Here is a 25,865-nt window from a genome sequence, read left to right as displayed (position 1 = left end):
ATTTGAAACCGCAAATCAACACTGATGGACGCAGTTAATTATCCCAAATCATTGTCATGTCTCAACGGATCTCGTCATTTGTCATTGGTCATTTGTCATTGGTCATTTGTCATTTGTCATACCCATTCCCCATTCCCAATTCCCAATTTTCAAAGATTAACCTCTTGTAACAGCCAAAAACCAGCAAAAGATTGTGCTTTGGGGTCAGACTGGATACCAATAAAATGCACTCCGTTAGCTTTTTGCTTGGCTTCTTCAAAACCTTTAGCCTCTGCTAAGAGTTGAGGTTTTTTGATATTTGCCACAATCCAGCTTTCAGTTACACCGGTTTCTAAAAGCAATCTTGCCTCTTCACTGGAGTCAAATCTCAAAAAAGCCAACTCCAAACCAGACATCCAACCTGCTAAGGGCAACGCTCTTGACGAGAAAATCAAAATACCAGGAATACGAGCTTCAGGTGAAACTCTCGCCAACTCTAAAGGGAAAGCTTCACCAAAGCCAATTTCCCACTCTGGCATTTCAGCCAAATCCGCAGCATCTAAGGTAACAAATACCCACTGCTGTCCTTCCAAAGCATCAGGTAAACGTTGCGGCAAAGGTTTCTCCAAGCGCACTGAGGGATTAGTCCCCCCTTGATATCCTGCCTCTTGAGGATACACTTCCTCCATACGCTGTTCTAACCATTGATTAAGAACCAAAGTGCGGCGGCTAGGCTGGGCGGGAATACCTATATCTTGACAGGCTTTAGTAATCATGTTGTTCATTTGGCGGCGGAAAAAGCGGATTTTAATAGGTGCTTTTCCAGCTTGGTCAATAGCCTCTTGCAATGCTGTCCGCAACCAGCCCGAGTTTACCTGGGTACTGGGACAATATTGAGCATAACGAAACAAAGAATCTGGTTTTGTGCCTATATCCGAGGCGCTTTCACAGACTAAGACTTCCCAAATTTTTTTCTGATTATCGTCCAAAATCGGACGGGAGTAAAAATCAATTTCCCAAATACTGCCCATGTTTTGCGGTAAAAATCTGGCTGTTATGTTTTCCTGATATGTTGATCATACGAGTGTTGGGGCAGGATTGGGCATTGGGAATGGGGAATGGGGAATTGGGCATGGGGCATAGCATTTTCCCTAATCAGTTAAGATAATCTTCATCAATCTTCTTTCCTTTTACCCTTCTCCTTGGAATTATGACGCAGGAAGAGTTATTGCAACTGATAGATCGTGCCGTGGCTGAGGGTTGGCGAGAGTTAGACTTGTCAGGACAGGAGTTGACTGAGTTACCTGTAGAAATTGGTAAGTTGCAGCAGCTTGAGTCTTTGATTTTGGGAAAGAAGGTTGAAGGTTATGAATATGTAGGAAACCGCTTTCTCCAAAAGGTTTCAGGCAACAATTTAAAAACGCTTCCACTCGAACTATTGGATTTGCCTAATTTGCGTAAGTTGGATATTAGTGACAATCCTTTAGAGAGCATTCCCGATGTGGTAACGCAAATACTACATTTGGAGGAACTTATCTTAATTCGAGTAGAGCTAACTAAAATACCTAATGCGATCGCTAAATTAACCAATCTGACGCAGCTTCACCTCAGCGACAACAAAATAACCCAGATTCCAGAGGCGATCGCTAAATTAACCAATCTGACGCAGCTTTACCTCAGTGACAACCAAATAACCGAGATACCAGAGGCGATCGCTAAATTAACCAATCTGACGCAGCTTGACCTCAGCGACAACAAAATAACCCAGATTCCAGAGGCGATCGCTAAATTAACCAATCTGACGCAGCTTTACCTCAGTGACAACCAAATAACCGAGATACCAGAGGCGATCGCTAAATTAACCAATCTGACGCAGCTTGACCTCAGTAAAAACCAAATAACCGAGATACCAGAGGCGATTGCTAAATTAACCAATCTGACCCAGCTTTACCTCTATAGCAACCAAATAACCGAGATACCAGAGGCGATTGCTAAATTAACCAATCTGACGCAGCTTGACCTCAAATACAACAAAATAACCCAGATTCCAGAGGCGATCGCTAATTTAACTAATCTGACGCAGCTTGACCTCAAATACAACAAAATAACCCAGATTCCAGAGGCGATTGCTAAATTAACTAATCTGACGCAGCTTGACCTCAGTTACAACCAAATAACCGAGATTCCAGAGGCGATCGCTAAATTAACCAATCTGACGCAGCTTGACCTCAGTAAAAACCAAATAACCGAGATACCAGAGGCGATCGCTAAATTAACCAATCTGACCCAGCTTTACCTCTATAGCAACCAAATAACCGAGATACCAGAGGCGATCGCTAAATTAACCAATCTGACGCAGTTTGACCTCAGTTACAACCAAATAACCGAGATTCCAGAGGCGATTGCTAAATTAACCAATCTGACGCAGCTTTACCTCAAATACAACAAAATAACCCAGATTCCAGAGGCGATCGCTAATTTAACTAATCTGACCCAGCTTGACCTCCGTGGCAACAAAATAACCCAGATTCCAGAGGCGATCGCTAAATTAACCAATCTGACGCAGCTTTACCTCAGTTACAACAAAATAACCCAGATTCCAGAGGCGATCGAAAGTTTGCCGAAATTGAAAAAACTAGATTTACGGGGAAATCCGCTTCCTATTTCACCAGAGATTTTAGGATCTTTTGATCGTGTTGGTTCAGTTAAAAAGATTTTCAATTATTTGCAATTACTCCGTAGCGGTGAAGTGCGTCCACTCAACGAAGCCAAACTATTGCTCATCGGACAAGGCAGCGTCGGTAAAACATCCCTCATCGAGCGACTAATCCGCGATAAATATGATAAAAATCAATCTCAAACTGACGGACTCAATGTAGAAACTTGGAACGTGCAGGTCAATAGTAAAGACATCCGCCTGAATGTTTGGGACTTTGGCGGACAGGAAATTTATCATGCCACCCATCAATTTTTTCTGACTAAGCGCAGCCTCTATCTCCTAGTCTGTAATTGTCGCACTAGCGAAGAAGAAAACCGCATCGAATATTGGCTGAAACTAATTGAAAGCTTCGGCGGACAGTCCCCCGTGATTATCGTTGGCAACAAAAAAGACGAACAACCCCTCGACATCAACCGCAAGGCATTACGCGAAAAATATCCTAACATCCAAGACATTATCGAAACCTCCTGTCAAGACAATATCGGCATTGATGAACTTCGCACTGCTATTTTGCAGCAAATCGCCAACCTCAAAGAAGTCTACGACCTTCTCCCCCTGACATGGTTTGAGGTTAAACAACAACTCGAATCTATGTCCCAAGACTTCATCAGCTACAACCGCTACATCGGCATCTGCCACGAAAAAAAGATTCCTGAAGAACAAAACCAAGATCAACTCATTGATCTCCTCCATCGACTCGGCTTAGTTCTCAATTTCCGCGATCATCCCATCCTCAAAAATACCAACGTCCTCAAACCCAACTGGGTGACAGAAGGCATTTATGCGCTCCTGAGCGATGAAAACCTCAAAACTAAAACCAAAGGCATTTTCACCCCCGCCGATCTCACCCGCATCCTCAATCCAGAGCGCTACCCCATCGAGCGTCATGGTTATCTGATCGAACTAATGAAGGAATTCGAGCTTGGCTTTGCACTAGAATGTTACCCACCACAATTTCTGATTGCGGGACTTCTGCCTAAAGACCAACCAAACAAAACAAAACTCCAAGGCAAAACCCTCGAATTTCAATACCATTACAAAGTTCTCCCCGAAAGCATCATTTCTCGCTTCATCGTCAAAACACATGAAAAAATTCATAACCAAATCTATTGGCGCAGTGGCGTAATGCTGCAATATCAAGAAAACAACGAAATCTACAACATCGCTCGCATCAAAGCCGATCCTGAAGACAAAAAAATCTTCATCACCATTAGCGGCCGCCAAGAAACCCGCCGCTTATTTCTCGGCATCCTCCGCGATGTCTTCCAAAAAATCCACAAAAGTCTCCCCAATCTCGAAATCACCGAATGGGTTCCCGTCCCCAACTATCCCAAACATCCACCCCTCGATTACCAAGAACTCCTCGGACTCGAAGCGATGGGTGAAAGCACAATCACCATCGGCAAACTAAAATTAAAACTCGATTTGCGTCAACTACTTGATGGGTATGAAGATATAAAAACTCGACAAAGACAACAAATAGACAAAGAAATTATTGAACCATTCTCCATTAAGGAACCAATTATGTCAGAAAGCATCAGAAACCAAATATTTGTTAGCTACAGTCATGAAGATGCAGAATGGTTAATAGAACTGCAAAAACAACTAAAACCCTATATTCGTGCAGAAAGTTTTATCGTTTGGGATGACACCAAAATCAAACCTGGCGCAAAATGGAAAGCCGAGATTGAAAAAGCATTAGCCACAGCTAAGGTTGCTATCCTGCTAGTCAGCCCTAACTTTATAGCCTCTGATTTCATCGACGAACATGAGCTACCCCCCTTACTCAACGCAGCCGAACAAGAGGGACTAACCATTTTCTGGATTCCAATTAGTGCAAGCTCATACAGAAAAACTGACATCCAAGAATACCAAGCTGCTTACTCTCCAAATAAACCCCTCGACACTCTAAGTAAGGCAGAACGTAATCAAGCTTGGGTGAGAATTTGCGAAGAAGTCGAAAAGGCAATGAAATAAAACCTATTTCAACATTGACCAAATTTAACTTAAATATTATAGAAATAGGAAGCAAATTAGGCATAGAACTAAAGCTTCCCCCTGTTAAATAGACTTTTTTAACTCTAGGGGCGATCGCATAGGTTGAAATGATACCCGCCTTTCAATAGGGTTCGGTTAGGGCAGGAGACGCGATAAATCGCCGTCTCTACAAAGGGCTTATTATTGTAAAGACGGCGATTTATCGCGTCTTTGTGATCTATGATTTTCATCAAAAAATCTTATCCGAACCGTATTGACCCGCCTTTGACTTAATGAAAATTGAACTAGCGATCGCTATTCATCAATCAATATTTAAACCTAACCTACAGCAAACTCAGTATCAGAGCGCACTCTAGCAGGTTGAAAACCCAAAACTATATCTTGATATGGTACACCTAATTTTAATAACTCAGATGCAATTCCATCTGCCGTACCATCATATTGAATCCAAATCTTACCATTTTTAATATCTAAATGTAGCAAACATCCATAATCCCTAATATCATTCTGCGTCCAACCCACATATACTAATTGATAGTGATCGCGCTCTGTATCAAAAATAGGTTGAGCCTCAACATCTTTTGACGATTTCATTGAGCGATCGGCTTTTGCTTGGATTAGTTGTTGAATATATTGCCTGTAAAGAGCTACTTTATCCATTGCTCAATCGTCTCCTTTTCTAAGTCATAAACTAAAAGTTTAATTTGACTGCGTTGTACCACACTATTAATAAAGGCTAAGTTAAAAAAGGTTTGATAAACAAAACGAGGTACTGCTAAATATAAAATTCGCTCTGGATCTTTATCTTCTAAAGCATAGCGATAATCTAAAAACTGTCCATGCGCCAAGTGAAAATCAGAAATCCTTGAGGGACTAATAAAACTTTTCACCTCAACCGCAATTTTATCATTTCCCCTTTCGGCACCAATAATCTGTTCCGCCCCAATGTCTATATACATTTCAACTCCGCCTATACGCAATTCGTATGGATCGTGAGTTATTTGCCATCCGTCTTTTTCAAGAGCGCGTTTAACTTGCTCATGATACAAATCTTTTGCCATATTATTAGGTTGTGTTGAGGAACTCGAGCGATCGCTAATAAATCACGGCACTAGAACATTTTAGCTAAAATTTAACAGACTCAAAACCTTCAGCGCGCTCACCATCCACAAAAAGCCTATGCTGTATAGCATTCGCTATTGTCCCAATTACAAGATTGCGATGTCTACGACGGGCTACGCCTACGCAGCATAATGAATATAAAAAATCACAGAGTTGAAGAATACCCATATCAACGTGTGATTTTAATCAGTGTCAATTTGATTTCACTTTTCATAAAAGCAATGCAAGTACTTCAAAACGATATTTGAGTACTTCAAAACGATATTTAAGTACTTCAACACCATATTTGAGTACTTCAAAACGATATTTGAGTACTTCAAAACGATATTTAAGTACTTCAACACGATATTTAAGTACTTCAACACGATATTTGAGTACTTCAACACGATATTTGGGTACTTCAACACGATATTTGGGTACTTCAACACGATATTTGGGTACTTCAACACCAATACGGTTTAGTTACAGCACATTTCAAGTAAATGAAGTACATATATAAAACCCAAAACCTTGTAGAGACGTAGCACTGCTAAGTCTCTAAGTATATTTGATATTCTTCTTATAAAATTTTTTATACAAATAATTTTAAAGATTTCAAGTGAAATTAGGGAATAAATATCAGATTTTACCGTAAACTTCACTTTAGTTTTGGTGGTTTTTACTCAGGGGGAGAACAATGGCAAATAGCTAAAGTGGAATCACAAGTCTGTACTAATTTTCACATAAGTTTTTGCAAGAGAGGGATTCATGGCGCGACTGAAACGCAGTTCTCTGGTATTAGATAAAGCAACGCTACGGGTATCAGGGATGAGATCGATTAGCGAAACGCTTGAGTTTAGCGATAGCTTAAATTTAGCGGAGTATGAAAAGCGGATTCAAACCTTGCAAACGAAGCTATCGAGCTACAACACAATGCTTTCCACACTTGATGAAGCGGTAGGGCAGATTGAATTGCTAGAGCAGGATTTGAGAAGCTACTCGGAAAAAATGTTAATGAGTGTGGCGACGCACTACGGTAAGAACAGTTTACAGTATATGCAGGCAGGGGGTAAACCACGCAAGAGTAGTAAGCGATCCGTGGGGAAGACTGCACCAAAAACGACGATCGCAGCAGTGATGACACCAAATACAGAGAAAGCAACGACAAATGGTGATGGCACGAAGGTGTTGGTAAAGTAGGGAAATTAGTCGATCGGTGCGATCGTCCCGCTAGAAAAGAGCCGAGCGATCGCCACAAACAATAGACTTCTTGCATAAGTCGGGAAAAGGGAAAGGGGGAAAGGGAAAAAGGGAAACAAAAAACCTTTAACCCTTCCCCTTTAACCTTTTCCCAAAACCCGATTCCGGATTAAAAATGCACAAAACGAGAAGTATTGGGTTTAATCGTGTCTTACGTCTTTTGTAAACCTAAATCTAAAGTTCTTGACGTGTTGGACGGATGATCATTTCGTTCACATCAACATCATCGGGTTGCTCAATGGCGTATGCAATTGCCCGGGCGATCGCATCTGCATCAATGGCGATCGCATAGAGTTGATCAATTCCTGCTGCTGTGTCTTTATCGGTAATCGTGGTAGTCAGTTCAGTGGCAACGGCTCCTGGTGAGATATTAGTCGAACGGATTTCGCCGTTTGACTCTAGTCGTAACCCTTCAGAGATTGCTCGCACTGCGTACTTGGTAGCACAGTAGACTGCTGATCCCGGAAACACCTTATGCCCAGCCACAGACGATAGGTTAATAACGTGACCAGACTTTTGCTGACGCATAATTGGCAACACGGCAGCAATGCCATACAGAACGCCCTTGATGTTAACATCAATCATCCGCTCCCACTCCTCCACCTTTACTTGCTCAAGGCGAGAGAGAGGCATCAAGCCGGCATTATTAATTAGCACGTCGATCCGGCTGTATGTACTCAAAGTTTCCTTCGCCAAGGCTTCCACTTCTGAGCGATTTGTTACATCTGTTACTCGATAGGTTGCAGTCCCTCCTGATTTAGCGATCTCTGCAACCAAATCTTTGAGCCGATCATCGCGGCGGGCGGCCAGCATCAGTTTGGCTCCACTAGCAGCAAGTCGCTTCGCAGTCGCCTCACCTAAACCACTGCTGGCTCCGGTGATGATTATCACTTTGTTTTGAATAAGAGACATATTGATTAATCTGGGTTATGAAATATTGGGTACTATTTTATGCAACCATATCAACTAGCTTGTAGCTAGATCAACGTTTTTGTCCCGGCAGCGTCACTAATCCAAACTGCTATCATCACACCGTTTGAGTTCTGTCCCGCTAAAAATCGCTAAAGTATCTCCTTATTAACCACGATTGATCCAAACACCTCTGAGTCCGGCTGCTTTAGCTGCGTAGTAGTCTTCTACAATGCTATCGCCAATATGCCATGCTGCCTCTGGGGAACATTTATGTTTATCTAAGGCAATAGCAAAAATTTGCGGATCGGGTTTAGCTGCACGTACTTGGGTAGCAATGGTGACGGAGGTAAAAAACTCTCTCAATCCCAAACTTTGCAATACTGAATAAATCCGCGAATCAAAATTAGACAGCACACCTAAAGTAACTCCCAACCGCCGCCAGTTAATTAAAGCTGGTAAAACATCAGGATAGACAAACCACGGTTCGCCAGTACCAAAGTGGATGTAAAGTTCGCTAAAAAAAGCCGAAAAGTCAGAAAATTCTTTAAGAACACCTGCACTTTCAAAAGTGTTCAGCGCAATTATCCGCCACCAATCAAACTCGCGCTGAGGAATATCTTGCAGTTCTGCATCTGGAAATATTGGTGGCGGTGCTGCTTTAAAGCTTTTGATGAAGGCTGTATTCAATGTTTCGGCTGGAACCGTAACACCAAATTCTTCAGCTATCTGACTATAAACTTTACCCACACTGTCTTTAACACCGAAGAGTGTGCCCACAGCATCTAAAAAAATAACTTTCGGTTGTTCCATCAAAGTTTGAAGATTTTGAATGTGGAATTCTAGATTTTGGCTTGTTAAAAGCTTCTGTGGGTAGAGTCTAGCATCTCCTAAGTAAGTTGGCGGAAATAAACCAAATCGTCATTTGTCATTTGTCATTGGTCATTTGTCATTTGTCATTTGTCATTCCCAATTCCCAAACTTACCTAGAAAGTGTTTCTATGATTGGACGCACTAGCCAATTAAAACCAACTTTGAGTTGATGGTCTAAAGTTGGCAACCTATATAAATAAGCCATCCGACGGGCGATGGATGCTAATGGCCCGTCTAGTTTAATTCCTAAACCAGTAAGGGTGGCGTTGTCTTTACCCAGTGCCATCATTTCTCCTAACTGTTGGTAGCGGAAGGGAAGGAGGGGGCGATTAGTGATACTTGCCCAGATATTCCAAGCAGTATAATCAGCTTGTTGAAAAGCCGCTTGTGCTGTGGCGGGGACTTGCTGCCCTTCAATATCATGACAGTCTGCTAAATCTCCCAAAGCAAAAATTTCTGGATGATCGATCGCTTGCAAATTAGATGTAGTGCTAATTTGACCGCGCTGATTTTGCTTGAGGGGAAGAGATTTCACGACAGGCGGAACTTTATTTCCCACAGTCCAAATTACCAAATCTACGGGTATGGTATCTAACTGGTTTTTGTACTCTAGAGAAATGCTATTTTGCTCTATTAATTCGACTTTGGTTTCTAAATCTAGAAACACACCACGCGCTTCTAAAGCTTTTTTTGCTGCTTCTCGGTTAAACTCTGGGGAGGTTCGCAAAATTTGATCGGCAATTTCAACGATCCGAAAGCGTCCTCTTTCACCGAGTCTGTCGGCTAACTTACAGGCTAACTCGACACCACTGTAGCCAGCACCAATAATTGCTATCCGAATTTTATCAGCATCGGATTCTTCTAAAAATCGCAGGCGTTCTTCTAAACGATAGGCATCAGAGATGGTGCGGAATGGGTAGCCGTAGGCTGTCGCACCTGGGACTAAATCTAGTGGTGTCTCACCTCCTAGTGCCAGTACTAAGCGATCGTAAGGGATTTCTGGCCCTTCTTGTATATTTACCCGTTGCTGGTCGATGTCAATTCCAGAGACGACACCTTGATAAAAACGTACCCCAGTACCTTGTAAAAGTTCTTCAAAAGGTGGGGCAATTTCCCAGGTTTGCAGTTCGCCAGTGAGTAATTCGTACAGTAAAGGGGAGAATAGGAAGCGATCGCTTTGATCTACTAAAACAATTTCGGGTTTTTGTGTAGACTCCCAAGGTAACTGGCTTAAGCGCAAGGCTGTATAAAGACCACCAAAGCCTCCGCCAAGGATACAAATTCTAGAAGTTTGTTGAGTCATCGATTTTATCTATAAAAGGATTAATACTAGCAGTTCGCCAAGTTCACTTGGCGGGGTAAAGGGTAAGGGGGAAAGGTTTTAAATCCCTTACCCCTTACCCCTTCCCCCAGCCCTCACCCAGCATTTTTGGGTTGGCAGACTACTAGCTAGGCAACTAACTTTAGTCTAGTCAGTTAAAGCAGACTTTTCAAAATCCCATCAAGTTTTTCAGAGATTAATCATTAGTCTTTTGTCATTTGTCACAGTTATCTAACGGTCGATTCGCTATAGTTAACGGTTAACAGGCAATGGCTAAAAGGAGTTGAAGAGATGGAAATTAAGCCAACTGACCCATCGCTAGCACTCATGGATATTCCCCCTGGCTATCTCAACATTATGGGTTACGTCGATCGCTCAGAAGTTAATGGCCCTGGTTGTCGTGCAGTTGTCTGGGTACAAGGTTGTCTTCGTGAGTGTCCTGGCTGCTTTAATACTAACTCCTGGTCATTTGAGGCTAACCAATTGATTGCTGTTGATACTCTTGCCGAAAATATTCTCAGCAATCCCCACAACACTGGTGTAACATTTTCTGGCGGAGAACCTTTTTGGCAAGCAACTGCATTGGCATCTTTAGCGCGTAAGGTAAAAGCTGCTGGGTTAAATGTAATGTCTTTTTCTGGGTTCACTCTCAAGCAACTACAGTCTCAATCTGCGCCGCCAGGTTCCCAAGAATTGTTAGAACAACTTGATATCCTAATTGACGGGCCTTTTGTCGAATCTCTGGCAATTAATTCTCCTAACTCTCCAGTTTCTTCTAGCAATCAACGGGTTCGTGTGTTAAATCCGGCTTTCCTAGACCAGATTACTTGGGCTAGCGATCAGATAGAAGTCCACATCCTTAAGAATGGTGGACGCATCGTTACTGGTTATCAAGGTGGGTTGGAACTAACTTAGGGAATTGGGCATTGGGAATTGGGCATGAAAAGTTAAAATTTAAAGATTCAGCCTCAGAAGGTGGAAGTTGACCTTCTGAGGCTCAAATTTTTACTCTGCTGTTTCCTCATCAAAAAGAAATTATATGTAAATGCAGCTTGATTTGGGACAGATTACAGTTAATGAAAATACTAGACCGGAATTTGGCTAAACCATTTAAGACAATTTTTACTGAACACCGCGTACTTTGGGCTGTTTTACTCCTGAGTGCAGCACTGGTGGTAACGCTAGCGCTATCGCTTTCTCAAGGAGCAGTACCCTTAAGTATGTCAGAATTTTGGCAAGCCATACTCCACAAAGGCGATCCGATTAAACAGACAATTCTTTGGGATTTACGTCTCCCGCGCATTACGGCTGCTCTCATTGTCGGCGCTGCTTTGGGGATGTCAGGAGCATTACTGCAAGGGATGTTACGCAATAGTCTTGCCGATCCTTTTATTTTGGGCATTTCTGCGGGTGCTGGATTAGTTGTGATTGTGATGATTGTGTGGCAAATATTCCCGATCGCAATTCCTTTAGCCGCGTGGATAGGAGCAATTCTGACTTCTGCGATCGTTATTTTACTCGGTCGCGCTGGGTCGGGAATTTCGGTGGAGCGGTTGATTTTAGGCGGGGTGGCGGTGAGTTCTTTATTTGGTGCTGTACAAAGTACATTGCTGCTTTTAGCTGAAGACGGCCAAATTCAAATTGCGCTTAGTTGGCTGGTTGGTAGCCTTAATGGACGGGGTTGGCAAGAAATTTCGACGGCTGGCCCGTATATCATCGTTGCATTAATCGGGGGATGCTTGCTGGCGCGATCGGTAAATGTGCTGGCTTTGGGCGATGATTTGGCTGTAGGTTTGGGGGTTTCGTTGACGCGATCGCGTCTGTTAATTGGTGGTGTTGCCACTCTCTTAGCCGCAGGTGCAGTCAGCATTAGTGGCTTAATTGGATTTGTCGGTCTTGTTGTTCCTCACGGTGTCCGCCTCATAGTTGGTACAGATCATCGCTTTGTTTTACCACTTTCCGCCCTTGCAGGTGCATGGTTACTGACTTTTGCAGATTTACTCTCTAGATTAGGAGCAGTAGAATTACCCGTAGGTTCTGTCACCGCGTTGCTGGGTTCACCGCTATTTATTTGGTTACTTTATCGTCGTTCTGCTGGGTTTAATAAATTTTGATTAGCCAAAGGTTATATAACGAAAATTTACTATGTCCAGATCCCCGATTTCTTTAAGAAGTCGGGGATCTAACTTTTCATAAATGATTCAATTATTTACTTGCATTTATGCCAATTACCCCCGCAACTATTAAGGTGATTGACACAAGCTTGGTAAATGTAGCCGATTCACGAAACCAAATAATACCAATGAGTGCAATTAAAACAGTTCCCAATCCAGCCCAGACGGAATAAGCCACACTTACTTCAATTTTCTTGAGAGCAAGGGTTAAACAACTAAAACAAAGTCCGTAGAAAACAAATATTAAAACTGAAGGCACTAATTTAGTAAATCCTTCTGATAACTTCATACAAGTTGTGCCTGAAACCTCAAAAAGGATTGCGGCTATAAGGTAAATCCAACTGCTTGACATATCTTTTGTGAGGTTTTTCTTAGTCGTCTTTTATTATCTCTATGAAAGCCAGAAAATACAACTAGCTTACTTAATATTTTTGATTAAGAAAATACTCTATGTAGATAATTTTTCTCCCAAGGTTCATTAACAATTATGAGTTTTTCTCAATGATGTTATTTCTATAAAATATAAAGTTTGTTTGTATATGATAACACTCTTGTAGATGACAAGTCTTTTTTTGTCGAATTTACCGAACCTTGCTAGTCAAGATTACCATACATTAATAGTAGCAATGTTTTTGGTTCGGTAATCATCATCAATCAGGTGAAAAAAACCGAATTTACATCACTTTTATTTTTAAATACTATAAAAAGCAAGAAAACAAATTCTCAATTGCCTGAACAGCAAAGATACTGATTATTCGAGGTAAAAATATATGACATTAGTACGTTTGAACCCCTGGCAAGAATTGAACACAATACAACGCCAAATCAATCGTTTATTTGATGAAGATATGCCATCTGCATTTTTAGAGAGAGGCTTATCTAGAGTTCCTGCTGCTGAGTTAAAAGAAACTGAAGATGCTATTCATCTAAAACTAGAACTTCCGGGAATTGAAGCTAAAGACTTGGATTTACAAGTTACAGAAAATGCTGTATACCTCAGTGGTGAGCGTAAGTCTGAAGCTAAATCTGAAGGCAAAGGTGTAATTAAGAGCGAATTCCACTACGGTAAATTCCAACGTGTAATTCCTTTACCTGCTCGAATTCAAAATACGAATGTCAAGGCAGATTATAAAGATGGCATCTTGAACCTGACGCTACCTAAAGCAGAAGAAGAAAAAAACAAAGTCGTCAAAGTTAATCTAGCATCATCTGGCTAATTTCTGCGTAAGAATTCAGGAGTCAGAATTCAGAATTCAGAATAGTTAAAGAATCAGGAGAACATTTGATGACTAAATATACCAATCATTCTAGATTTCTGATAAATTCTGGCTCCTGACTCCTGGGTGCTGAATCCTTACATTTCTGCTTCATATCTGCTAGCTATCCATTAAGCTAAATAAAAAGCGCTCCCTTTTTAGAGAGCGCTTTTTAATGTAAATGACTCAAGCTATATAGACTTATTAGGAAAGGGCAAAATTTTAAATCTAGAGTGTGTTACCACCGTAAGTACGGCATCTCATCAGATTTTAGGTGCGCTAGGACAAATGTCCTAACGCACCTGACAATATTTGCTCTTGATTAAATCTATATTTCTTAGTTAACCGTTAATTAAGGTTATCTTCTTGATTGGTTAGGATTACACAATCAGAAGTGGGCTTGGCAACGCAGGTGAGAACCCATCCTGCGTCTATTTGATCGTCGTCTAAGAAATTCTGATCTGATTGGTCAACTGTACCTGAAACCAGTTTACCAGCGCAGGTTGAGCAAGAACCAGCATTACAGGAGTAAGGCAAGTCCATCTCATTTTCTTCGTTAGCAATCTCTAGAATGTAATCATCTTCAGAAACTTCAATTGTTTTTTCTTCATCTGGAGTCTTTAATGTGACTTTATAAGTTGCCATGTAACAATCCCTAGTTAAATGTGAACTACATTGTTGATCCTACGGGTTTATGTGCTGCTAGTCTAGAGTTAAATGTGGTTGATTACTCTATATCCTGAAGTGCTTAGTGGAAATTGGAAGTGGGAGTAAAAAATTCTGCGATCGCTTCAGCAAATCCCTCAAATGAACTATAATCACTAGACACAATGGAGACATTCACACCCAACTTTCGCGCATTGGCAGTTGTATAAGGGCCAAAACATGCAATAATACAACGCTCATAATCGCTTTGCGAGTTGACCATTGTCAAAAAACTTTCTACTTCTGCTGTGCTACTAAAGGCAATGACATCGATTAATCCTTGACGCATCAAGTTTAATTCAATACTGTAGATACTTGTGTCTGAACCCTGTGTGATATATGTGGGTACACGAGTTACTTCTATGCCCAATTTCTGCAAATCCGTAATCAAATTGGGTACGACATCAGGCTCAGGTAAACCAATAACTTCGGGGGCAGGGAGCAGCACTTTTTTTTCTTTAATCTGCGGAAGTTTCGCCAATTCCGCCACAATTCCAGCTGGGCTAGAGTCTGTTGGAATTAAATCGACTTTGTTACAAAAGGACAATAAACTTTCTGCATCTTTTCCTAAAGCACATAACTGGCATTTTTGTACTACAGATACAGGAATCTCTAAATTATTCATTCGATGAAAGAATGCAGTGATGCCATTTCTACTTGTGAAGACAATCCAATCAAATTCTTCTATCTGGTTTAGAGCAATATCTAACTTAGAGTAGTTTGATAAATAGCAAGTTTCGATGGTAGGCATGAAAACAGGTAAACCACCTTTTTTGATGAGTTGTTCAGATAACCTATAAGCATAATTTCTGGGTGCTGTTACTAAAATTCTCTTGCCATATAAAGGTAATTCTTTAGATGGAGTGAGTAAGTTGATTTCTCTTGAGTGAGTGTGCATTTGTTTATCTTCCATTTCTTTGCTATTTCAAGGATGTGAAGTCAATACTGTTTGGTTAAGGTAAGAGACGCGATAAATCGCCGTCTCTACAAGAATCAGTCCTTTGTAGAGACGGCGATTTATCGCGTCTTTATTGCTATGTAGACCTAGCCATTTTTCTAGGATGAATTCTCCCCATTTTTCCGATGCCATCTGTGTTGATCAAACGGCACGATATGAATATCTAAGAACCTTGGCAGAAAAATTTTATGTCTTCATTACTGGCTTTATCTAATAGTTTAGCTGACACCGTAGAACAAGCTGGGAGTGCTGTGGTTGCAGTTAATGCGGGTACTCGTGTTTCTTCAAGTGGCATTCACTGGCGTAATGGTATTATTGTTACCTCTGATGAATCGATCCAGCGTTACGACGATATTACTGTTACCCTATCAAATGGTAGCACTGCACCAGTAACACTCATCGGTCATGACTCTAGCACTGATATCGCTGTTTTTAAACTAGAAAATGTAGAAGTACCTGTGGCAAAAGTTGGCGATGCCAAAACGCTTAAAGTCGGTCATTTGGTACTAGGGTTGGCAAGAGGTAGCGAAGGTGATTTAAGGGCGGCGATGGGTGCAGTCAGTGTGATAAGTGGTGCTTGGCGGAGTATGAGTGGCGGGAATATTGACCAATTCATCCGCCCAGACATCACCCTTTACTCTGGTTTTGCAGGCGGGCCACTTGTAGATGCTGCTGGTTTTGTAGTAGGCATGAATACATCGGGGCGGCGTGGTACTGCTTTAACTATCCCCACTGCTACAGTCGATCGCGTAGTCGATCAATTAGTAGCAAAAGGACGCATTTCAAAAGGATACTTGGGTGTGGGAATGCAACCAGTACGTTTACCAAAGAATCTAAAAACTGCTCTGAATTTAACTTCTGCAACTGGGGTAATTGTTGTCAATGTTGAGCCAACTGGGCCTGCTGACAATGCAGGTGTGCTACTTGGCGATGTTTTAGTAACGTTCGATGGCGTAACTGTAGGTGATACAGGTGATGTGCTGGCGCTGCTTAATAATAGCGATCGCATTGGTAAAGCTGTCAACGTGCAAGTTGTGCGGGGTGGAGTGTTAATTGAGTTAGCGATCGCAGTTGGCGAACGACCTACTAAGGAAGAATAATGTCAATTTGGGATGGGTTAGAGAGACGCGATAAATCGCCGTCTCTACAAGTAGTTTATCCATTAATTATTTATTGACAGCCTACTAGCTTTGTCAAGATTTATCTAAATGTTTTGATTCATTCCACCTTATTACTCGGACGTTGAGCCTCTGAACTCAGAACTTCGACCTTTTTACTCGAATGTTGAGCTTTTGAACTCGGAACCCCGACCTTTTTACTCGAACGTTGAGCTTCTGAACTCGGAATTTCCACCTTTTTACTCGAACGTTGAGCTTCTGAACCCGGAAGTCCGACCTTTTTACTCGAACGTTGAGCTATTGAACTCGGAAGTTGCACCTTTTTGCTCGAATGTTGAGCTTCTGAACTCGGAACTTCCACCTTTTTACTCAAACATTGAGCTTCTGAACTCGAAACTCCGACCTTTTTGCTCGAATTGTCATTAGTCATTAGTCATTTGTGTTTGTAACGACAAAGGACAAAGGACAAATGACATCAGTAGATTCTATTTTGACATGGGGAAAAATTGTATAACATGGCAAACACAACATTAACTAACATCGCTGCTGAATTAACAGAGGTAGCTGCTAAACTACGCGATCGCACTGTCAAAATAAAAAGTGGCTCTCTGGGAGTCGGTTCCGGTGTAATTTGGCAACCTGACGGACTAATTATCACTAATGCCCATGTCGCAACTAGCAACCGCGCAACTGTGGAATTGGCAGACGGAAGGGTGTTTGATGCGGTGCGTACACAATTCGATCCGCAGCAGGATTTAGCAGCCCTGAAAATTGTCGCCACTGATTTAACTGCTGCAACTATCGGCAATTCGGAAGCGCTAAGAGTGGGTGAATTAGTTTTAGCGGTGGGTAATCCCTTTGCTGAGAGTGGTGCTGTCACAACTGGAATTATTTATGGAAATAATTCGCAGGCTGTCATGGCTGATTTGCAATTGTATCCTGGAAATTCTGGGGGGCCGCTTGCCGACTGTCAAGGTCGAGTCGTCGGAATTAACACTATGATTGTTAATGGTTTAGCTGTGGCAGTTCCCAGTAACACCGTTGAGCGTTTTTTACAGAGAAATAATCGTCCGCAATTGGGAGTCACGCTACAACCCGTGCTTTTAAGTAGGCGTAGCTTGGGTTTATTAGTATTGTCAATTTTACCTGACAGTGCGGCGGAAACTGCTGGTGTGCAAATTGGCGATATTTTAATTGGAGTATCGGGGCGATTATTCACTAGTGTGAATGATTTAAGCAAATATCTCAATAACACTAAAGGATCTGTGCCGCTACAACTCCTACGCGGTAGGCAGCAATTCGTGATTTACGTTGAGGTGCAGTCTGAGGAAACTGCTGTGGAGGCGACATGATTCGGGTAATGGTAGTTGCCACTTCTCCTGTAGTGCGGGCAGGGTTATCAGCTGTGGTGACAACCAATCCTCGGCTGACGGTTGTGGGAAGTGCATCCGATTTGGATGTATTGGTAAGGGAAATTGAGCAATTACAACCAGATGTAGTCCTGGTAGATTTGAGTAGCAATCTTCAACAATCGGTGTGGGAAAAGTTGCTGATTATTCAAGAAAAGCAATACCCATTAGGAATAATTGTCATTGTTGAGGAACTCGACAGCATCGATTTAGAGACGGCGTTACGTTCTGGGATTCGGGGAATATTGCCCAGTAATAGCACAGAGTCAGAAATTGTCGCTGCTGTAGAAGCGATCGCTTTTGGTTTACTAGTACTGCACCCGGATGCTGTAGAATTACTGTCTATCCGAGAAAAAGTAGTAACGAATCCCGTACAAACCTTGACACCACGAGAGATAGAGGTTTTAGGAATGCTGGGATCGGGGTTGGGGAATAAAGCGATCGCTAAAAACCTGCACATTTCTGAGCATACCGTCAAATTTCATCTCTCATCCATTTTTCAAAAGCTCAGTGTCTCCAGCCGCACCGAGGCTGTTGCTGTGGGTGTCAGGCTGGGTTTGATTATGCTTTAAGGATGGCAGGGAGCAGGGGGCAATAGACCTTTTGTATAAATTAAATAATGATGACATACAGCCTTCAATGAGGTCATGGTGTATGTATCACATTTGATTCATTACTTATATGAACATTTTAATGCTCTCTTCCACCTTTCCTTACCCACCAACACGCGGAGGAACCCAAGTCAGGACATTTAATTTACTTAAATACTTGAGTCAACGCCATAGTGTTACCCTTGTGACTCAACGCGAAGGCGATGTGATAGACGCAGAAGTAGCAGGCTTACGCGATTGTGTAGATCATCTCGCTATTTTTGAACGCCCGCCAGATTCGGGAAACACCGGAGTATTGAAGAAAATACAGCGATTTGGTAGATTTTTGCAACGGGGGACACCACCAAGCGTACTTAATCGTTATTCAGTTGAGATGCAAACATGGATTGATAACTGGGTGGAAGCGGGGAAATGCGATGTAATCACCTGCGAACATAGTGTCAATGAGATTTATGTGCGATCGCATTTTCAGAAACAGCTAAAAACTATAGTTAATGTTCACAGTTCTGTTTACGCTACTTGTCGAAACCAATTAGCCACAGGCATTTCGGAAAATTCTCTTAGAGACAAAATTAATCTGCCACTTTTGCGTCGTTATGAGCAAAACTACTGTGCTAAATTTTCGGCAATTGTAGCGACAACAGAAGAAGATCAAATTCAACTACAAGAATTTAACCCCAATAGTGAAATTACTGTTATTCCTAATGGCGTAGATTTAGTTTCTTTCCCCAACCGTACCACCGATCCAGGTGGACACCGTTTAATTTTTATCGGTGCAATGGATAATTTGGCAAACATTGATGCTGTCTGCTTTTTCAGCAACGAAGTTTTGCCAGAAATCCAAAAACTTTATCCTGATACAACTTTCGATATTGTTGGTTCTCATCCGGTTCCAGAAGTTTTAGCACTTGATAACAAACCAGGAGTTAATGTAATTGGGCGTGTGCCTTCGATGGTTGAATATTTACATAAATCTACCATCTGCGTTGTCCCTATGCGGACTGGGTTTGGGATTAAAAATAAGACTTTAGAAGCAATGGCAGCTGGTGTACCGATAGTAGCTAGCGATCGCGGTTTAGAAGGATTATCCGTAGATGTTGCTAGTCATCCATTACGGGCATTACGAGCAAATAAACCGACAGAGTACATCACCGCTATTAGTCAACTATTTGATCGCCCAAATCTGCGTTCAGAATTGTCTCACAACGGCAGGCAACTAGTAGAAACGCAATTTACTTGGGATATCGCTGGTAAAAGCTATGAACAAGTTTGTCTTAGTAATTCGTAATTCGTAATTCGTAATGACGCTCGTTCCTCGCTAACGCTACGCTAACGTAATTCGTAATTCGTCATCGTCTCCAATAAAAGACCGCAGTGGCTCCCCTTAAAAAGGGGGCTTTGATTCTTGTTTACCTATTTTAAGGATAGTTATAGAAGATCAATAAGTACCTTTAATAAAACTCGCAACGCTAGCTTATAGCTCAATTAATAATTGTTATTTTTTGTCGGTATGGGACAAATGTGTGTAGAGAGGTTGCAATGCAACATCTCTACATTGGTAGTGCAAATTATGTTATCTAAATCAGATTGGTTGTTAATTAGCTTGTAAAAAAAACACATCAATTATGATCAAACCTAGTCGAAGCACCTAATACAAGTAGTTTCTTATGCTTACGTTTATTCTTATTTTTGAGAGTAGTCAAATAATTATCAACGTAGCGGAAAGCGGCTGCACCGTCGTAATCTGCAATGGCTATAGCTTGTAAGAAAATCTTTGAAGGAATTTCAAACGCTAAAAATTTTTCTGTTAAAATCAACAAATCTTTATCTGTTGCAGGAAAAGTAATTTCTTCTGTCTCTTCTGTCTCTTCTGGATCGGAGAAGATATCTTCAATTAATGCTCTGTACACTTTGTACCTCCCCAAATGCATAAGATGCAAAGCCTGTGATGAAGTTGAGTTGCTGATCGCGAGTTTGTAAGTTAATAGGGAGTTCAGTGCCAGGACATCCTATTTCCCGTAAAATCTCTAAACAATAAGCACTGAGTTGAGTGTATGGAGCTTGCTCCAATTCTTGAGCTACCTCTAGAGCCATCTCCAGATTGACTTGGATAACCGTCGTTACAGGGTTGGTCATAAATACGCCCTAATAAACTGGATGCTCTAAGTTTTGATCACAAGTACAAATAGCGTAACGGTGTTTTTGCGGAATTTATGAAGAGAGAAAGATAAAGTATCAGCGCATTTGCGGTAATGTATCCGAAATTCTGCAAAGAAGGCTGAAAATTTGGCAATTTCGACCCAGGTGCGATCGCTGTACTAGAGGATGTTAGCGTACCCTTGGGGTAAAGCAAGTGTTAGAGACAAGCGATCGCCTGCCAAAACCAAGTACAAATACTTAAAAAATCACAAGCTATACGCAATGAATTGCCGATCCTATGAAGAATTTACCATTGTACCTGTAAGATGAACAGGCAGTGAGCCTGTTAAAAAAACATTAAAAAACTCATATTTTTACTCATCACTACTAATGCTTTTTTGCTGTTGATAACGCTGTTTGAACTGGTTTTGTTGGATTTTATGATCCACAATTGGATCGGGATAGCCAACAGCATGGCGTTCTAAAGATGGAATTTTACCAGTAACTAAATATTCTGTATCTACAGACCGCAATTCTGATACCCATTGCCGAATATATTCCCCATCTGGATCGAATTTTTGTGTTTGACTAGCTGGATTAAAAATCCGTACAGGTTTAGGGTCCATTCCACTAGAAGCACTCCATTGCCAACCGCCATTATTAGCAGATAAATCACCATCAATAAGGTGCTGCATAAAGTATTTTTCTCCCAATTGGGGATTAATTAGCAAGTCTTTAGTGAGGAAACTTGCAACAATCATTCGACAACGGTTGTGCATCCAGCCGCTTTCATTCATCTGGCGCATGGCTGCATCTACAATGGGGTAGCCAGTTCTTCCTTCACACCAAGCTTGGAAATGTTCTTCGTTTGTTTCCCAGGGGAAGTTCTTAAAGGTATCGCGGAAAGCACCATCAGCTAATTCGGGGAAGTTATACATTGCATGTTGATAAAACTCCCGCCAAGCTAATTCTTGTTGCCACGTGCGAATATTAACTGCTGTTTCTTCACTACGACTATTTTCTAGTGCTTCTATAGTGGCTTGCCAAACAGTACGAATACCAATTACGCCAAATTTCAAAGCTGCACTCAATTGTGATGTACCATTAATTGCTGGATAATTTCTCTGTTCTTGGTATTCAGTAATAGCTTTATAAGTAAATTCTTCTAATCGTTCTTGCGCCGCCGCCTCTCCCGGTGCAATAATCAATTCTCCATCCCAAATAAACCCTAAATCTTTTGCTGAAGGTAATGCTATCGCTCCTATAAGTTTTGCATTTTCTTGTTCTGTTTCTGTTAACCCTTCAACATTTTGCAGTGTTTCTACTGGCTTCGCTTTGGGTTTGATAATCCAATTTTTCCAGAAGGGGGTGTAAACTGTATAGGGACTATTACTACCCGTGCGGATCTCATCTGGGGAGTTGAGGATTTGATCCCAGTTTTGATTAAGAAACTCAATACCTTTTTCTTTGAGTGTATCTATAACGGTGCGATCGCGTTCTTGCGAATAAGGTTCTACATCCCAATTCCAAAAAACAGCTTTGGCATTTATTGCCTCTGCCAAAGCTGGTATCGCTTGTACAGGATTGGCGTGGAGTATTAATAACTGGCTACCAGCTTCAGCATATCGCTCTTGGAGTTTCTGCAAACATCCAATCATATAAGTTATTTTCACAGGAGCAACATCATCCCGTTCCAAAATATTCGGATCGAGGCAAAATACACCTACCACCTTCGGACTCTGCCGTTTTGCCGCAGCCAGTCCCGTATTATCAGAAATGCGTAAATCGCGCCGATGCCAAAACAAAATTAAGTCAGACATTCTATACTGCATATAGTTCACCCGTACTAGCTTAAATGCTAGTGGTACTAATGAACATCATTCTGACGATAAATTTATTCTGTTAATGGGAATTGGGAATTGGAAAGGAAGGAGAGCGAGTTAAAACTTAGAAGTTGAGCTTCTGAGGACGAACATTGAGCTTCTGAGGCTCAACTTTCAAGTTTTAACTTTCCATTCCCAATTCCCAATTCTCCGGTTTGTCAGTCGGAATAGTGGCTTTTTGCTTCAAGGATAGAGTATACTCTTCTTAACAGTTAATTAGTCTTTTTGTCATGGCTAACCTACTACTTGACGACGGTACGATTGAGAGCGATTTAGGCGAAATAGCTCGTGAACTTGCGCCTCTTGGCATTCAACTCAGACACTACGATCCGGGAACATCGCTACTCTTCCCTAATTTGTCAGACCAGGACGTTTTAACTGAGGCTGAGAAACGTTACTATGTAGAACTCCATAACAGCGTCTTTGAATTTATTCAGCACGAAAATGGCGCTATTTGGTGTGATTTGCTGAATGTGCATCCAGGTTCTTTCAATCTTCACCACCTGATCGCAACCTACGGACGTTATCATACTCATCCTGCGGCTGAACCCCTCTACGTGTTAGCAGGAGAAATGATTTATGGCTTCGTGCGACCTGATGGCACTCAGGTACAGCTTTTAGTTCAGGCACAAGACTATCTTTACATTCCCGCCGATGTTGAGCATTGGTGCAGTCCAACTGCGTCGTTGAATTTTAAAGGAATACGCTATTTTGCGATCGCAGAAGGTTGGGTTCCAAATTATACAGGTACTCAAGTTAGTGATTCGCTCAATAAGCCCCGTTAAAGCTTAATTTTATATTGGCGTAGCCTACCGTAGGTATTGAATATGATATTTCTTCGTTAATGCTTTAACCGTAAACTCAATGTCCATCGATAATGTTTGCCGCTATCTTTCAGAACAGTATCCCGAAAACTTTGCCACCTGGTTGTTAGGCAAAACCCCAGCAGACGTTAAAGACCTCAAAACTGAGTTGAGCGTTGAGCCAGTTAGAGCAGACTGCATTATTCTGCTAAATCCCCAAGAAGAGATTCTCCACCTAGAGTTCCAAGTTACACCTGTCTCAGTCCCGCCAATGCCGATTCGGATGCTAGACTACTACGCAAGGCTGCGGCGGCAATACAGTTTTTATCCTATCGAACAGGTGGTCATCTACCTCAAAGAAACCAGTTCAAATACAGTTTTTATCGAACAATTTACCGATACGAATACAGTTCATCGCTTCCGAGCGATTCGGATTTGGGAACAAGACCCCACTTCTTTGTTAGCGTCTGTTGGTCTTTTACCTTTGGCGGTTTTAGCGCGAACAGATTCCCCTGAATCTTTACTCTCTCAAGTTGCTGCTCAGGTAGATATGATTGAAGAACCCAGCCAGCAGCGAAATATCTCAGCCTGTACTCAGTTGCTTGCCGGGTTAAAATATGACAACAATCTCATTACCAGTCTTTTGCGAGAGGAGCTTATGCAAGAATCTGTGGTCTATCAAAGAATTATTAGACAAGGAATTGAGCAAGGGAGACGAGAAGAAGCGTTGTCAGTAGTCATGCGACAACTTTATCGACGAATTGGTATAGTTACTCCAGAATTGCGATCGCAAATTGAAGCATTATCCCTAACTCAATTAGAGGATTTAAGCGAGGCGTTATTAGATTTCTCAACAGCAGTCGATTTGACAAACTGGTTAAATAATGTCATAGCAAGCTAACAACTTCACTCAACTTCTTCACAGAGAATTAACAGCGTTTCCATCTCTTTTGCTAGAGAAATCAACTCTGTCCAAGAGGAGCCACTAACTAAATTTTGGGCGTGAGCTAATCGGTTTCGCAACTGTTCAGCAGACTTAAGGAAGCGTTCGCCAAACCGTTTGGATTTTAATCCCAGTTGCTGGAGAAGTTCTGGCTGATTTAAAATCAACTCGCGTTTATCACAGAATTGCAAATAATCTAATAAATCTGTAGCTTCGTTTCTTTCTTGACTCTCTCGCCATAGGCGTTGAGCAACTTCTAAGCGTTCAGGTTTGAGGACTTTTTTCCAAGAATCTTGGGGATAGTGAATTCGCACCAGCCGCAGCAAATTCATTTCTAGCAGCGTTACCAAGCCAAACAGCAGCATTCGTGCGGGTGCTTTCTGCAAGTCGCCACAGGTAACAATACCACTTACTTGATTGCAATCCAAGACAAACAATCGCGGAGTTTGTTGCAAAATGGGTAGCAACTTCATCAATGGGGTGGATATGGCTATTAGTTCTTTGGGATGGAAGACTCGTTGATAGTCGCCACATTTGCCTTCTTTATCTTGAATCAAACTAGAGCGTTCTACATAACCACTGATAATATCTCCCGTCTCAACACCGATAACATCAAAATTTTGTGCTTGCATCCAATCTAGAACTTCTGTCACCTCTGCATCGGCTGGCATAGCTTTGAGGGGTTCTGCCACGTATTCAATAGTGATATTGTTCTCAAATAAACTCCGCAGGTCTTGAGAACGCGATTTTAGATGTTTCATCCCCTGGCTGTGAACTCTCGTTAAATCATCCTACGGCACTCATGCGATCGCTAGTCGAATTTTCTGCCACATTAACCTTGCGTAGGCGTAGCCCGCCGTAGGCATCGCTATCTCGACAAATACCATAGACTAATATCATACTTCTTACTTGCTATAAAGACAGTGATGGTTAGACATTTTCAAGCAACAAAATATTTTGCTACTAAAAAAATAAATATTTATGTAGTTATTTGTGTCAGATTAGTTGATTAATTTTACTAAAAATGCAGAAAAATATCGTAAAAACATGTTATTACTAAAACGGCATATCAAATTGATACTTGATAGAATTTTACCAAGATAACCAAAATTGATAAATAATATTATTATGCCAAGAAAAGAACAAGGATGGGTTACATTTCAGACTTCAGAGGACGAGCGGAAGATTCTAGAAGAGTTCTGCGAACAGTCTCAACGCACTAAGACTGAGATTTTGCGAGAACTCGTGCGTAGTCTCAATCAGCACTCACCAGCAACAGTATCAGCAACACCTCAGCAGGAAAAACAGGAAGATATCTACTACACTCAAAAGCCTGACATAGAAAGTACTATTCCAAAGAAACCACTAAAAGTTAGCTCTCGTAATATTCTTAAAGGTGTTGTTAAACGAGTTGTATATGGAGCAGTTAATAGTGAGGTAACTTTGGAAATTATTCATAAAGTAGAATTAACCTCGATTATTACCAGAGCTTCCGCAGAAGAATTAGAGTTATCTGAAGGAAAAGAAGCTTATGCAGTCATTAAGTCTAACGATATTGTCATTGCTAGAGAATAGAAATACTTAATTTAGCTATAGGATTACTATTTGATTTTTGAACGAAATTAGGTATTGTAGTGGACTGACACAGCTAAAATGTTGCATTAGAACTAACAGATTCCTCCTCCTCAAAAACTGGATAAAGATGT

At 41.4% G+C, this 25,865-nt stretch carries 28 protein-coding genes; 12 read left to right on the top strand and 16 right to left on the bottom strand.

The features are described 5' to 3' along the window. Positions 1–149 precede the first annotated feature (149 nt). Positions 150–1,010, bottom strand: coding sequence for a Tab2/Atab2 family RNA-binding protein (locus RMZ41_RS26255; RefSeq protein ID WP_322644836.1), 861 nt, complete (start codon positions 1,008–1,010; stop codon positions 150–152). A 179-nt stretch (positions 1,011–1,189) separates the two neighbouring features. On the opposite strand from RMZ41_RS26255, the gene RMZ41_RS26250 reads away from it, so the two are divergent. Next, positions 1,190–4,675, top strand: coding sequence for a leucine-rich repeat domain-containing protein (locus RMZ41_RS26250; protein WP_409875997.1), 3,486 nt, complete (start codon positions 1,190–1,192; stop codon positions 4,673–4,675). A 104-nt stretch (positions 4,676–4,779) separates the two neighbouring features. Here the strand turns inward: RMZ41_RS26250 and RMZ41_RS26245 are convergent, their stop codons facing one another. From RMZ41_RS26245 to RMZ41_RS26235, 3 genes are all read right to left on the bottom strand, one after another. Then, the gene (locus tag RMZ41_RS26245; RefSeq protein WP_322716977.1) at positions 4,780–4,926 is read right to left on the bottom strand and encodes a hypothetical protein; all 147 of its coding nucleotides are present in this window, start codon (positions 4,924–4,926) and stop codon (positions 4,780–4,782) included. An 88-nt stretch (positions 4,927–5,014) separates the two neighbouring features. Then, complete coding sequence (locus RMZ41_RS26240) at positions 5,015–5,356, bottom strand: XisI protein (RefSeq protein ID WP_322639638.1); 342 nt, start codon at positions 5,354–5,356, stop codon at positions 5,015–5,017. After that, on the bottom strand, positions 5,344–5,757 hold the full coding sequence (locus RMZ41_RS26235; RefSeq protein ID WP_322639639.1) for a XisH family protein: 414 nt from the start codon (positions 5,755–5,757) through the stop codon (positions 5,344–5,346). Before RMZ41_RS26235 ends, RMZ41_RS26240 begins: the two co-directional genes overlap by 13 nt. Positions 5,758–6,565: 808 nt before the next feature. Here RMZ41_RS26235 and RMZ41_RS26230 point away from each other — a divergent pair. Beyond that, positions 6,566–6,997, top strand: coding sequence for a hypothetical protein (locus tag RMZ41_RS26230; RefSeq protein WP_322639640.1), 432 nt, complete (start codon positions 6,566–6,568; stop codon positions 6,995–6,997). A gap of 234 nt (positions 6,998–7,231) precedes the next feature. On the opposite strand, the gene RMZ41_RS26225 is transcribed toward RMZ41_RS26230, so the two are convergent. The 3 genes from RMZ41_RS26225 to RMZ41_RS26215 form a co-directional block, all read right to left on the bottom strand. Beyond that, positions 7,232–7,969 (bottom strand): SDR family oxidoreductase, encoded by a 738-nt coding sequence (locus tag RMZ41_RS26225; RefSeq protein ID WP_322639641.1) that lies wholly within the window; start codon positions 7,967–7,969, stop codon positions 7,232–7,234. Positions 7,970–8,134: 165 nt separating this feature from the next. Beyond that, positions 8,135–8,779, bottom strand: a complete 645-nt coding sequence (locus RMZ41_RS26220; protein ID WP_322639642.1) for an HAD family hydrolase — start codon at positions 8,777–8,779, stop codon at positions 8,135–8,137. Positions 8,780–8,948: 169 nt separating this feature from the next. Beyond that, a complete protein-coding gene (locus RMZ41_RS26215) occupies positions 8,949–10,142 on the bottom strand; it encodes an NAD(P)/FAD-dependent oxidoreductase (RefSeq protein WP_322639643.1) in 1,194 nt (397 codons plus the stop codon). Between the two features lie 309 nt (positions 10,143–10,451). Here RMZ41_RS26215 and RMZ41_RS26210 point away from each other — a divergent pair, with 309 nt between their 5' ends. Beyond that, the gene (locus tag RMZ41_RS26210) at positions 10,452–11,075 is read left to right on the top strand and encodes a 4Fe-4S single cluster domain-containing protein (protein ID WP_322639644.1); all 624 of its coding nucleotides are present in this window, start codon (positions 10,452–10,454) and stop codon (positions 11,073–11,075) included. Between the two features lie 161 nt (positions 11,076–11,236). Continuing rightward, positions 11,237–12,274: an iron ABC transporter permease gene (locus RMZ41_RS26205; protein WP_322639645.1), complete on the top strand. Its 1,038-nt coding sequence runs from the start codon at positions 11,237–11,239 to the stop codon at positions 12,272–12,274. A gap of 91 nt (positions 12,275–12,365) precedes the next feature. Here the strand turns inward: RMZ41_RS26205 and RMZ41_RS26200 are convergent, their stop codons facing one another. Continuing rightward, entirely contained in the window at positions 12,366–12,686 is a 321-nt protein-coding gene (locus tag RMZ41_RS26200) for a multidrug efflux SMR transporter (protein WP_322639646.1), read from the bottom strand. 418 nt (positions 12,687–13,104) lie between these two features. On the opposite strand from RMZ41_RS26200, the gene RMZ41_RS26195 reads away from it, so the two are divergent. Then, on the top strand, positions 13,105–13,551 hold the full coding sequence (locus RMZ41_RS26195) for an Hsp20/alpha crystallin family protein (RefSeq protein ID WP_322639647.1): 447 nt from the start codon (positions 13,105–13,107) through the stop codon (positions 13,549–13,551). Positions 13,552–13,938: 387 nt separating this feature from the next. Here RMZ41_RS26195 and RMZ41_RS26190 read toward each other — a convergent pair whose 3' ends face one another. The 3 genes from RMZ41_RS26190 to RMZ41_RS26180 all read right to left on the bottom strand — a co-directional run bounded on the left by RMZ41_RS26190 (position 13,939) and on the right by RMZ41_RS26180 (position 15,385). Beyond that, on the bottom strand, positions 13,939–14,235 hold the full coding sequence (locus tag RMZ41_RS26190) for a ferredoxin (RefSeq protein WP_322639648.1): 297 nt from the start codon (positions 14,233–14,235) through the stop codon (positions 13,939–13,941). Positions 14,236–14,338: 103 nt separating this feature from the next. Beyond that, complete coding sequence (locus RMZ41_RS26185) at positions 14,339–15,193, bottom strand: uroporphyrinogen-III synthase (RefSeq protein ID WP_322639649.1); 855 nt, start codon at positions 15,191–15,193, stop codon at positions 14,339–14,341. A 27-nt stretch (positions 15,194–15,220) separates the two neighbouring features. Beyond that, a complete protein-coding gene (locus tag RMZ41_RS26180) occupies positions 15,221–15,385 on the bottom strand; it encodes a hypothetical protein (protein WP_322639650.1) in 165 nt (54 codons plus the stop codon). A gap of 56 nt (positions 15,386–15,441) precedes the next feature. Here RMZ41_RS26180 and RMZ41_RS26175 point away from each other — a divergent pair, with 56 nt between their 5' ends. Continuing rightward, a complete protein-coding gene (locus RMZ41_RS26175) occupies positions 15,442–16,353 on the top strand; it encodes a S1C family serine protease (RefSeq protein WP_322639651.1) in 912 nt (303 codons plus the stop codon). 118 nt (positions 16,354–16,471) lie between these two features. On the opposite strand, the gene RMZ41_RS26170 is transcribed toward RMZ41_RS26175, so the two are convergent. Continuing rightward, positions 16,472–16,801: a hypothetical protein gene (locus RMZ41_RS26170; RefSeq protein WP_322734434.1), complete on the bottom strand. Its 330-nt coding sequence runs from the start codon at positions 16,799–16,801 to the stop codon at positions 16,472–16,474. 85 nt (positions 16,802–16,886) lie between these two features. Between RMZ41_RS26170 and RMZ41_RS26165 the strand changes: the two genes are divergently transcribed. The 3 genes from RMZ41_RS26165 to RMZ41_RS26155 all read left to right on the top strand — a co-directional run bounded on the left by RMZ41_RS26165 (position 16,887) and on the right by RMZ41_RS26155 (position 19,679). Beyond that, positions 16,887–17,723 (top strand): S1C family serine protease, encoded by an 837-nt coding sequence (locus RMZ41_RS26165; RefSeq protein ID WP_322639652.1) that lies wholly within the window; start codon positions 16,887–16,889, stop codon positions 17,721–17,723. After that, entirely contained in the window at positions 17,720–18,352 is a 633-nt protein-coding gene (locus tag RMZ41_RS26160; RefSeq protein WP_322639653.1) for a response regulator transcription factor, read from the top strand. Before RMZ41_RS26165 ends, RMZ41_RS26160 begins: the two co-directional genes overlap by 4 nt. Positions 18,353–18,461: 109 nt before the next feature. Further along, entirely contained in the window at positions 18,462–19,679 is a 1,218-nt protein-coding gene (locus RMZ41_RS26155) for a glycosyltransferase family 4 protein (protein WP_322639654.1), read from the top strand. Positions 19,680–20,010: 331 nt separating this feature from the next. Here RMZ41_RS26155 and RMZ41_RS26150 read toward each other — a convergent pair whose 3' ends face one another. From RMZ41_RS26150 to RMZ41_RS26140, 3 genes are all read right to left on the bottom strand, one after another. After that, on the bottom strand, positions 20,011–20,301 hold the full coding sequence (locus tag RMZ41_RS26150) for a hypothetical protein (protein WP_322639655.1): 291 nt from the start codon (positions 20,299–20,301) through the stop codon (positions 20,011–20,013). Further along, positions 20,282–20,527, bottom strand: a complete 246-nt coding sequence (locus tag RMZ41_RS26145) for a hypothetical protein (protein ID WP_322639656.1) — start codon at positions 20,525–20,527, stop codon at positions 20,282–20,284. Before RMZ41_RS26145 ends, RMZ41_RS26150 begins: the two co-directional genes overlap by 20 nt. A 377-nt stretch (positions 20,528–20,904) precedes the next feature. Further along, positions 20,905–22,350 (bottom strand): deoxyribodipyrimidine photo-lyase, 8-HDF type, encoded by a 1,446-nt coding sequence (locus tag RMZ41_RS26140; protein ID WP_322639657.1) that lies wholly within the window; start codon positions 22,348–22,350, stop codon positions 20,905–20,907. Between the two features lie 293 nt (positions 22,351–22,643). Between RMZ41_RS26140 and RMZ41_RS26135 the strand changes: the two genes are divergently transcribed. Both RMZ41_RS26135 and RMZ41_RS26130 read left to right on the top strand, forming a co-directional pair. Continuing rightward, the gene (locus RMZ41_RS26135) at positions 22,644–23,198 is read left to right on the top strand and encodes an acireductone dioxygenase (RefSeq protein ID WP_322639658.1); all 555 of its coding nucleotides are present in this window, start codon (positions 22,644–22,646) and stop codon (positions 23,196–23,198) included. Positions 23,199–23,277: 79 nt separating this feature from the next. Next, on the top strand, positions 23,278–24,117 hold the full coding sequence (locus RMZ41_RS26130) for a DUF4351 domain-containing protein (RefSeq protein ID WP_322639659.1): 840 nt from the start codon (positions 23,278–23,280) through the stop codon (positions 24,115–24,117). A 5-nt stretch (positions 24,118–24,122) separates the two neighbouring features. Here RMZ41_RS26130 and RMZ41_RS26125 read toward each other — a convergent pair whose 3' ends face one another. Next, positions 24,123–24,920, bottom strand: coding sequence for a hypothetical protein (locus tag RMZ41_RS26125; RefSeq protein WP_322639660.1), 798 nt, complete (start codon positions 24,918–24,920; stop codon positions 24,123–24,125). Positions 24,921–25,287: 367 nt separating this feature from the next. Here RMZ41_RS26125 and RMZ41_RS26120 point away from each other — a divergent pair, with 367 nt between their 5' ends. After that, a complete protein-coding gene (locus RMZ41_RS26120; protein WP_322639661.1) occupies positions 25,288–25,734 on the top strand; it encodes a molybdopterin-binding protein in 447 nt (148 codons plus the stop codon). Positions 25,735–25,865 lie beyond the last annotated feature (131 nt).

Origin of the sequence: Nostoc sp. DedVER02, assembly GCF_034530675.2 — a bacterium.
In the GTDB taxonomy this organism is placed as follows: domain Bacteria; phylum Cyanobacteriota; class Cyanobacteriia; order Cyanobacteriales; family Nostocaceae; genus Nostoc.
Note: the sequence above shows the minus strand (reverse complement) of the source record. Positions and strands in the feature narration are given on the sequence as shown.

Excerpts from the sequence above, each read along its gene's own strand:
- RMZ41_RS26220 (WP_322639642.1), bottom strand. The coding sequence starts at position 8,779 with ATGGAACAACCGAAAGTTATTTTTTTAGATGCTGTGGGCACACTCTTC.
- RMZ41_RS26180 (WP_322639650.1), bottom strand. The coding sequence starts at position 15,385 with ATGGCATCGGAAAAATGGGGAGAATTCATCCTAGAAAAATGGCTAGGT.
- RMZ41_RS26250 (WP_409875997.1), top strand. The coding sequence starts at position 1,190 with ATGACGCAGGAAGAGTTATTGCAACTGATAGATCGTGCCGTGGCTGAG.
- RMZ41_RS26235 (WP_322639639.1), bottom strand. The coding sequence starts at position 5,757 with ATGGCAAAAGATTTGTATCATGAGCAAGTTAAACGCGCTCTTGAAAAA.
- RMZ41_RS26155 (WP_322639654.1), top strand. The coding sequence starts at position 18,462 with ATGAACATTTTAATGCTCTCTTCCACCTTTCCTTACCCACCAACACGC.
- RMZ41_RS26120 (WP_322639661.1), top strand. The coding sequence starts at position 25,288 with ATGCCAAGAAAAGAACAAGGATGGGTTACATTTCAGACTTCAGAGGAC.
- RMZ41_RS26240 (WP_322639638.1), bottom strand. The coding sequence starts at position 5,356 with ATGGATAAAGTAGCTCTTTACAGGCAATATATTCAACAACTAATCCAA.
- RMZ41_RS26200 (WP_322639646.1), bottom strand. The coding sequence starts at position 12,686 with ATGTCAAGCAGTTGGATTTACCTTATAGCCGCAATCCTTTTTGAGGTT.
- RMZ41_RS26170 (WP_322734434.1), bottom strand. The coding sequence starts at position 16,801 with ATGACTAATGACAATTCGAGCAAAAAGGTCGGAGTTTCGAGTTCAGAA.
- RMZ41_RS26225 (WP_322639641.1), bottom strand. The coding sequence starts at position 7,969 with ATGTCTCTTATTCAAAACAAAGTGATAATCATCACCGGAGCCAGCAGT.
- RMZ41_RS26130 (WP_322639659.1), top strand. The coding sequence starts at position 23,278 with ATGTCCATCGATAATGTTTGCCGCTATCTTTCAGAACAGTATCCCGAA.
- RMZ41_RS26140 (WP_322639657.1), bottom strand. The coding sequence starts at position 22,350 with ATGTCTGACTTAATTTTGTTTTGGCATCGGCGCGATTTACGCATTTCT.
- RMZ41_RS26210 (WP_322639644.1), top strand. The coding sequence starts at position 10,452 with ATGGAAATTAAGCCAACTGACCCATCGCTAGCACTCATGGATATTCCC.
- RMZ41_RS26145 (WP_322639656.1), bottom strand. The coding sequence starts at position 20,527 with ATGACCAACCCTGTAACGACGGTTATCCAAGTCAATCTGGAGATGGCT.
- RMZ41_RS26245 (WP_322716977.1), bottom strand. The coding sequence starts at position 4,926 with ATGAAAATCATAGATCACAAAGACGCGATAAATCGCCGTCTTTACAAT.
- RMZ41_RS26215 (WP_322639643.1), bottom strand. The coding sequence starts at position 10,142 with ATGACTCAACAAACTTCTAGAATTTGTATCCTTGGCGGAGGCTTTGGT.
- RMZ41_RS26255 (WP_322644836.1), bottom strand. The coding sequence starts at position 1,010 with ATGGGCAGTATTTGGGAAATTGATTTTTACTCCCGTCCGATTTTGGAC.
- RMZ41_RS26160 (WP_322639653.1), top strand. The coding sequence starts at position 17,720 with ATGATTCGGGTAATGGTAGTTGCCACTTCTCCTGTAGTGCGGGCAGGG.
- RMZ41_RS26175 (WP_322639651.1), top strand. The coding sequence starts at position 15,442 with ATGTCTTCATTACTGGCTTTATCTAATAGTTTAGCTGACACCGTAGAA.
- RMZ41_RS26135 (WP_322639658.1), top strand. The coding sequence starts at position 22,644 with ATGGCTAACCTACTACTTGACGACGGTACGATTGAGAGCGATTTAGGC.
- RMZ41_RS26230 (WP_322639640.1), top strand. The coding sequence starts at position 6,566 with ATGGCGCGACTGAAACGCAGTTCTCTGGTATTAGATAAAGCAACGCTA.
- RMZ41_RS26205 (WP_322639645.1), top strand. The coding sequence starts at position 11,237 with ATGAAAATACTAGACCGGAATTTGGCTAAACCATTTAAGACAATTTTT.
- RMZ41_RS26195 (WP_322639647.1), top strand. The coding sequence starts at position 13,105 with ATGACATTAGTACGTTTGAACCCCTGGCAAGAATTGAACACAATACAA.
- RMZ41_RS26185 (WP_322639649.1), bottom strand. The coding sequence starts at position 15,193 with ATGCACACTCACTCAAGAGAAATCAACTTACTCACTCCATCTAAAGAA.
- RMZ41_RS26190 (WP_322639648.1), bottom strand. The coding sequence starts at position 14,235 with ATGGCAACTTATAAAGTCACATTAAAGACTCCAGATGAAGAAAAAACA.
- RMZ41_RS26125 (WP_322639660.1), bottom strand. The coding sequence starts at position 24,920 with ATGAAACATCTAAAATCGCGTTCTCAAGACCTGCGGAGTTTATTTGAG.
- RMZ41_RS26165 (WP_322639652.1), top strand. The coding sequence starts at position 16,887 with ATGGCAAACACAACATTAACTAACATCGCTGCTGAATTAACAGAGGTA.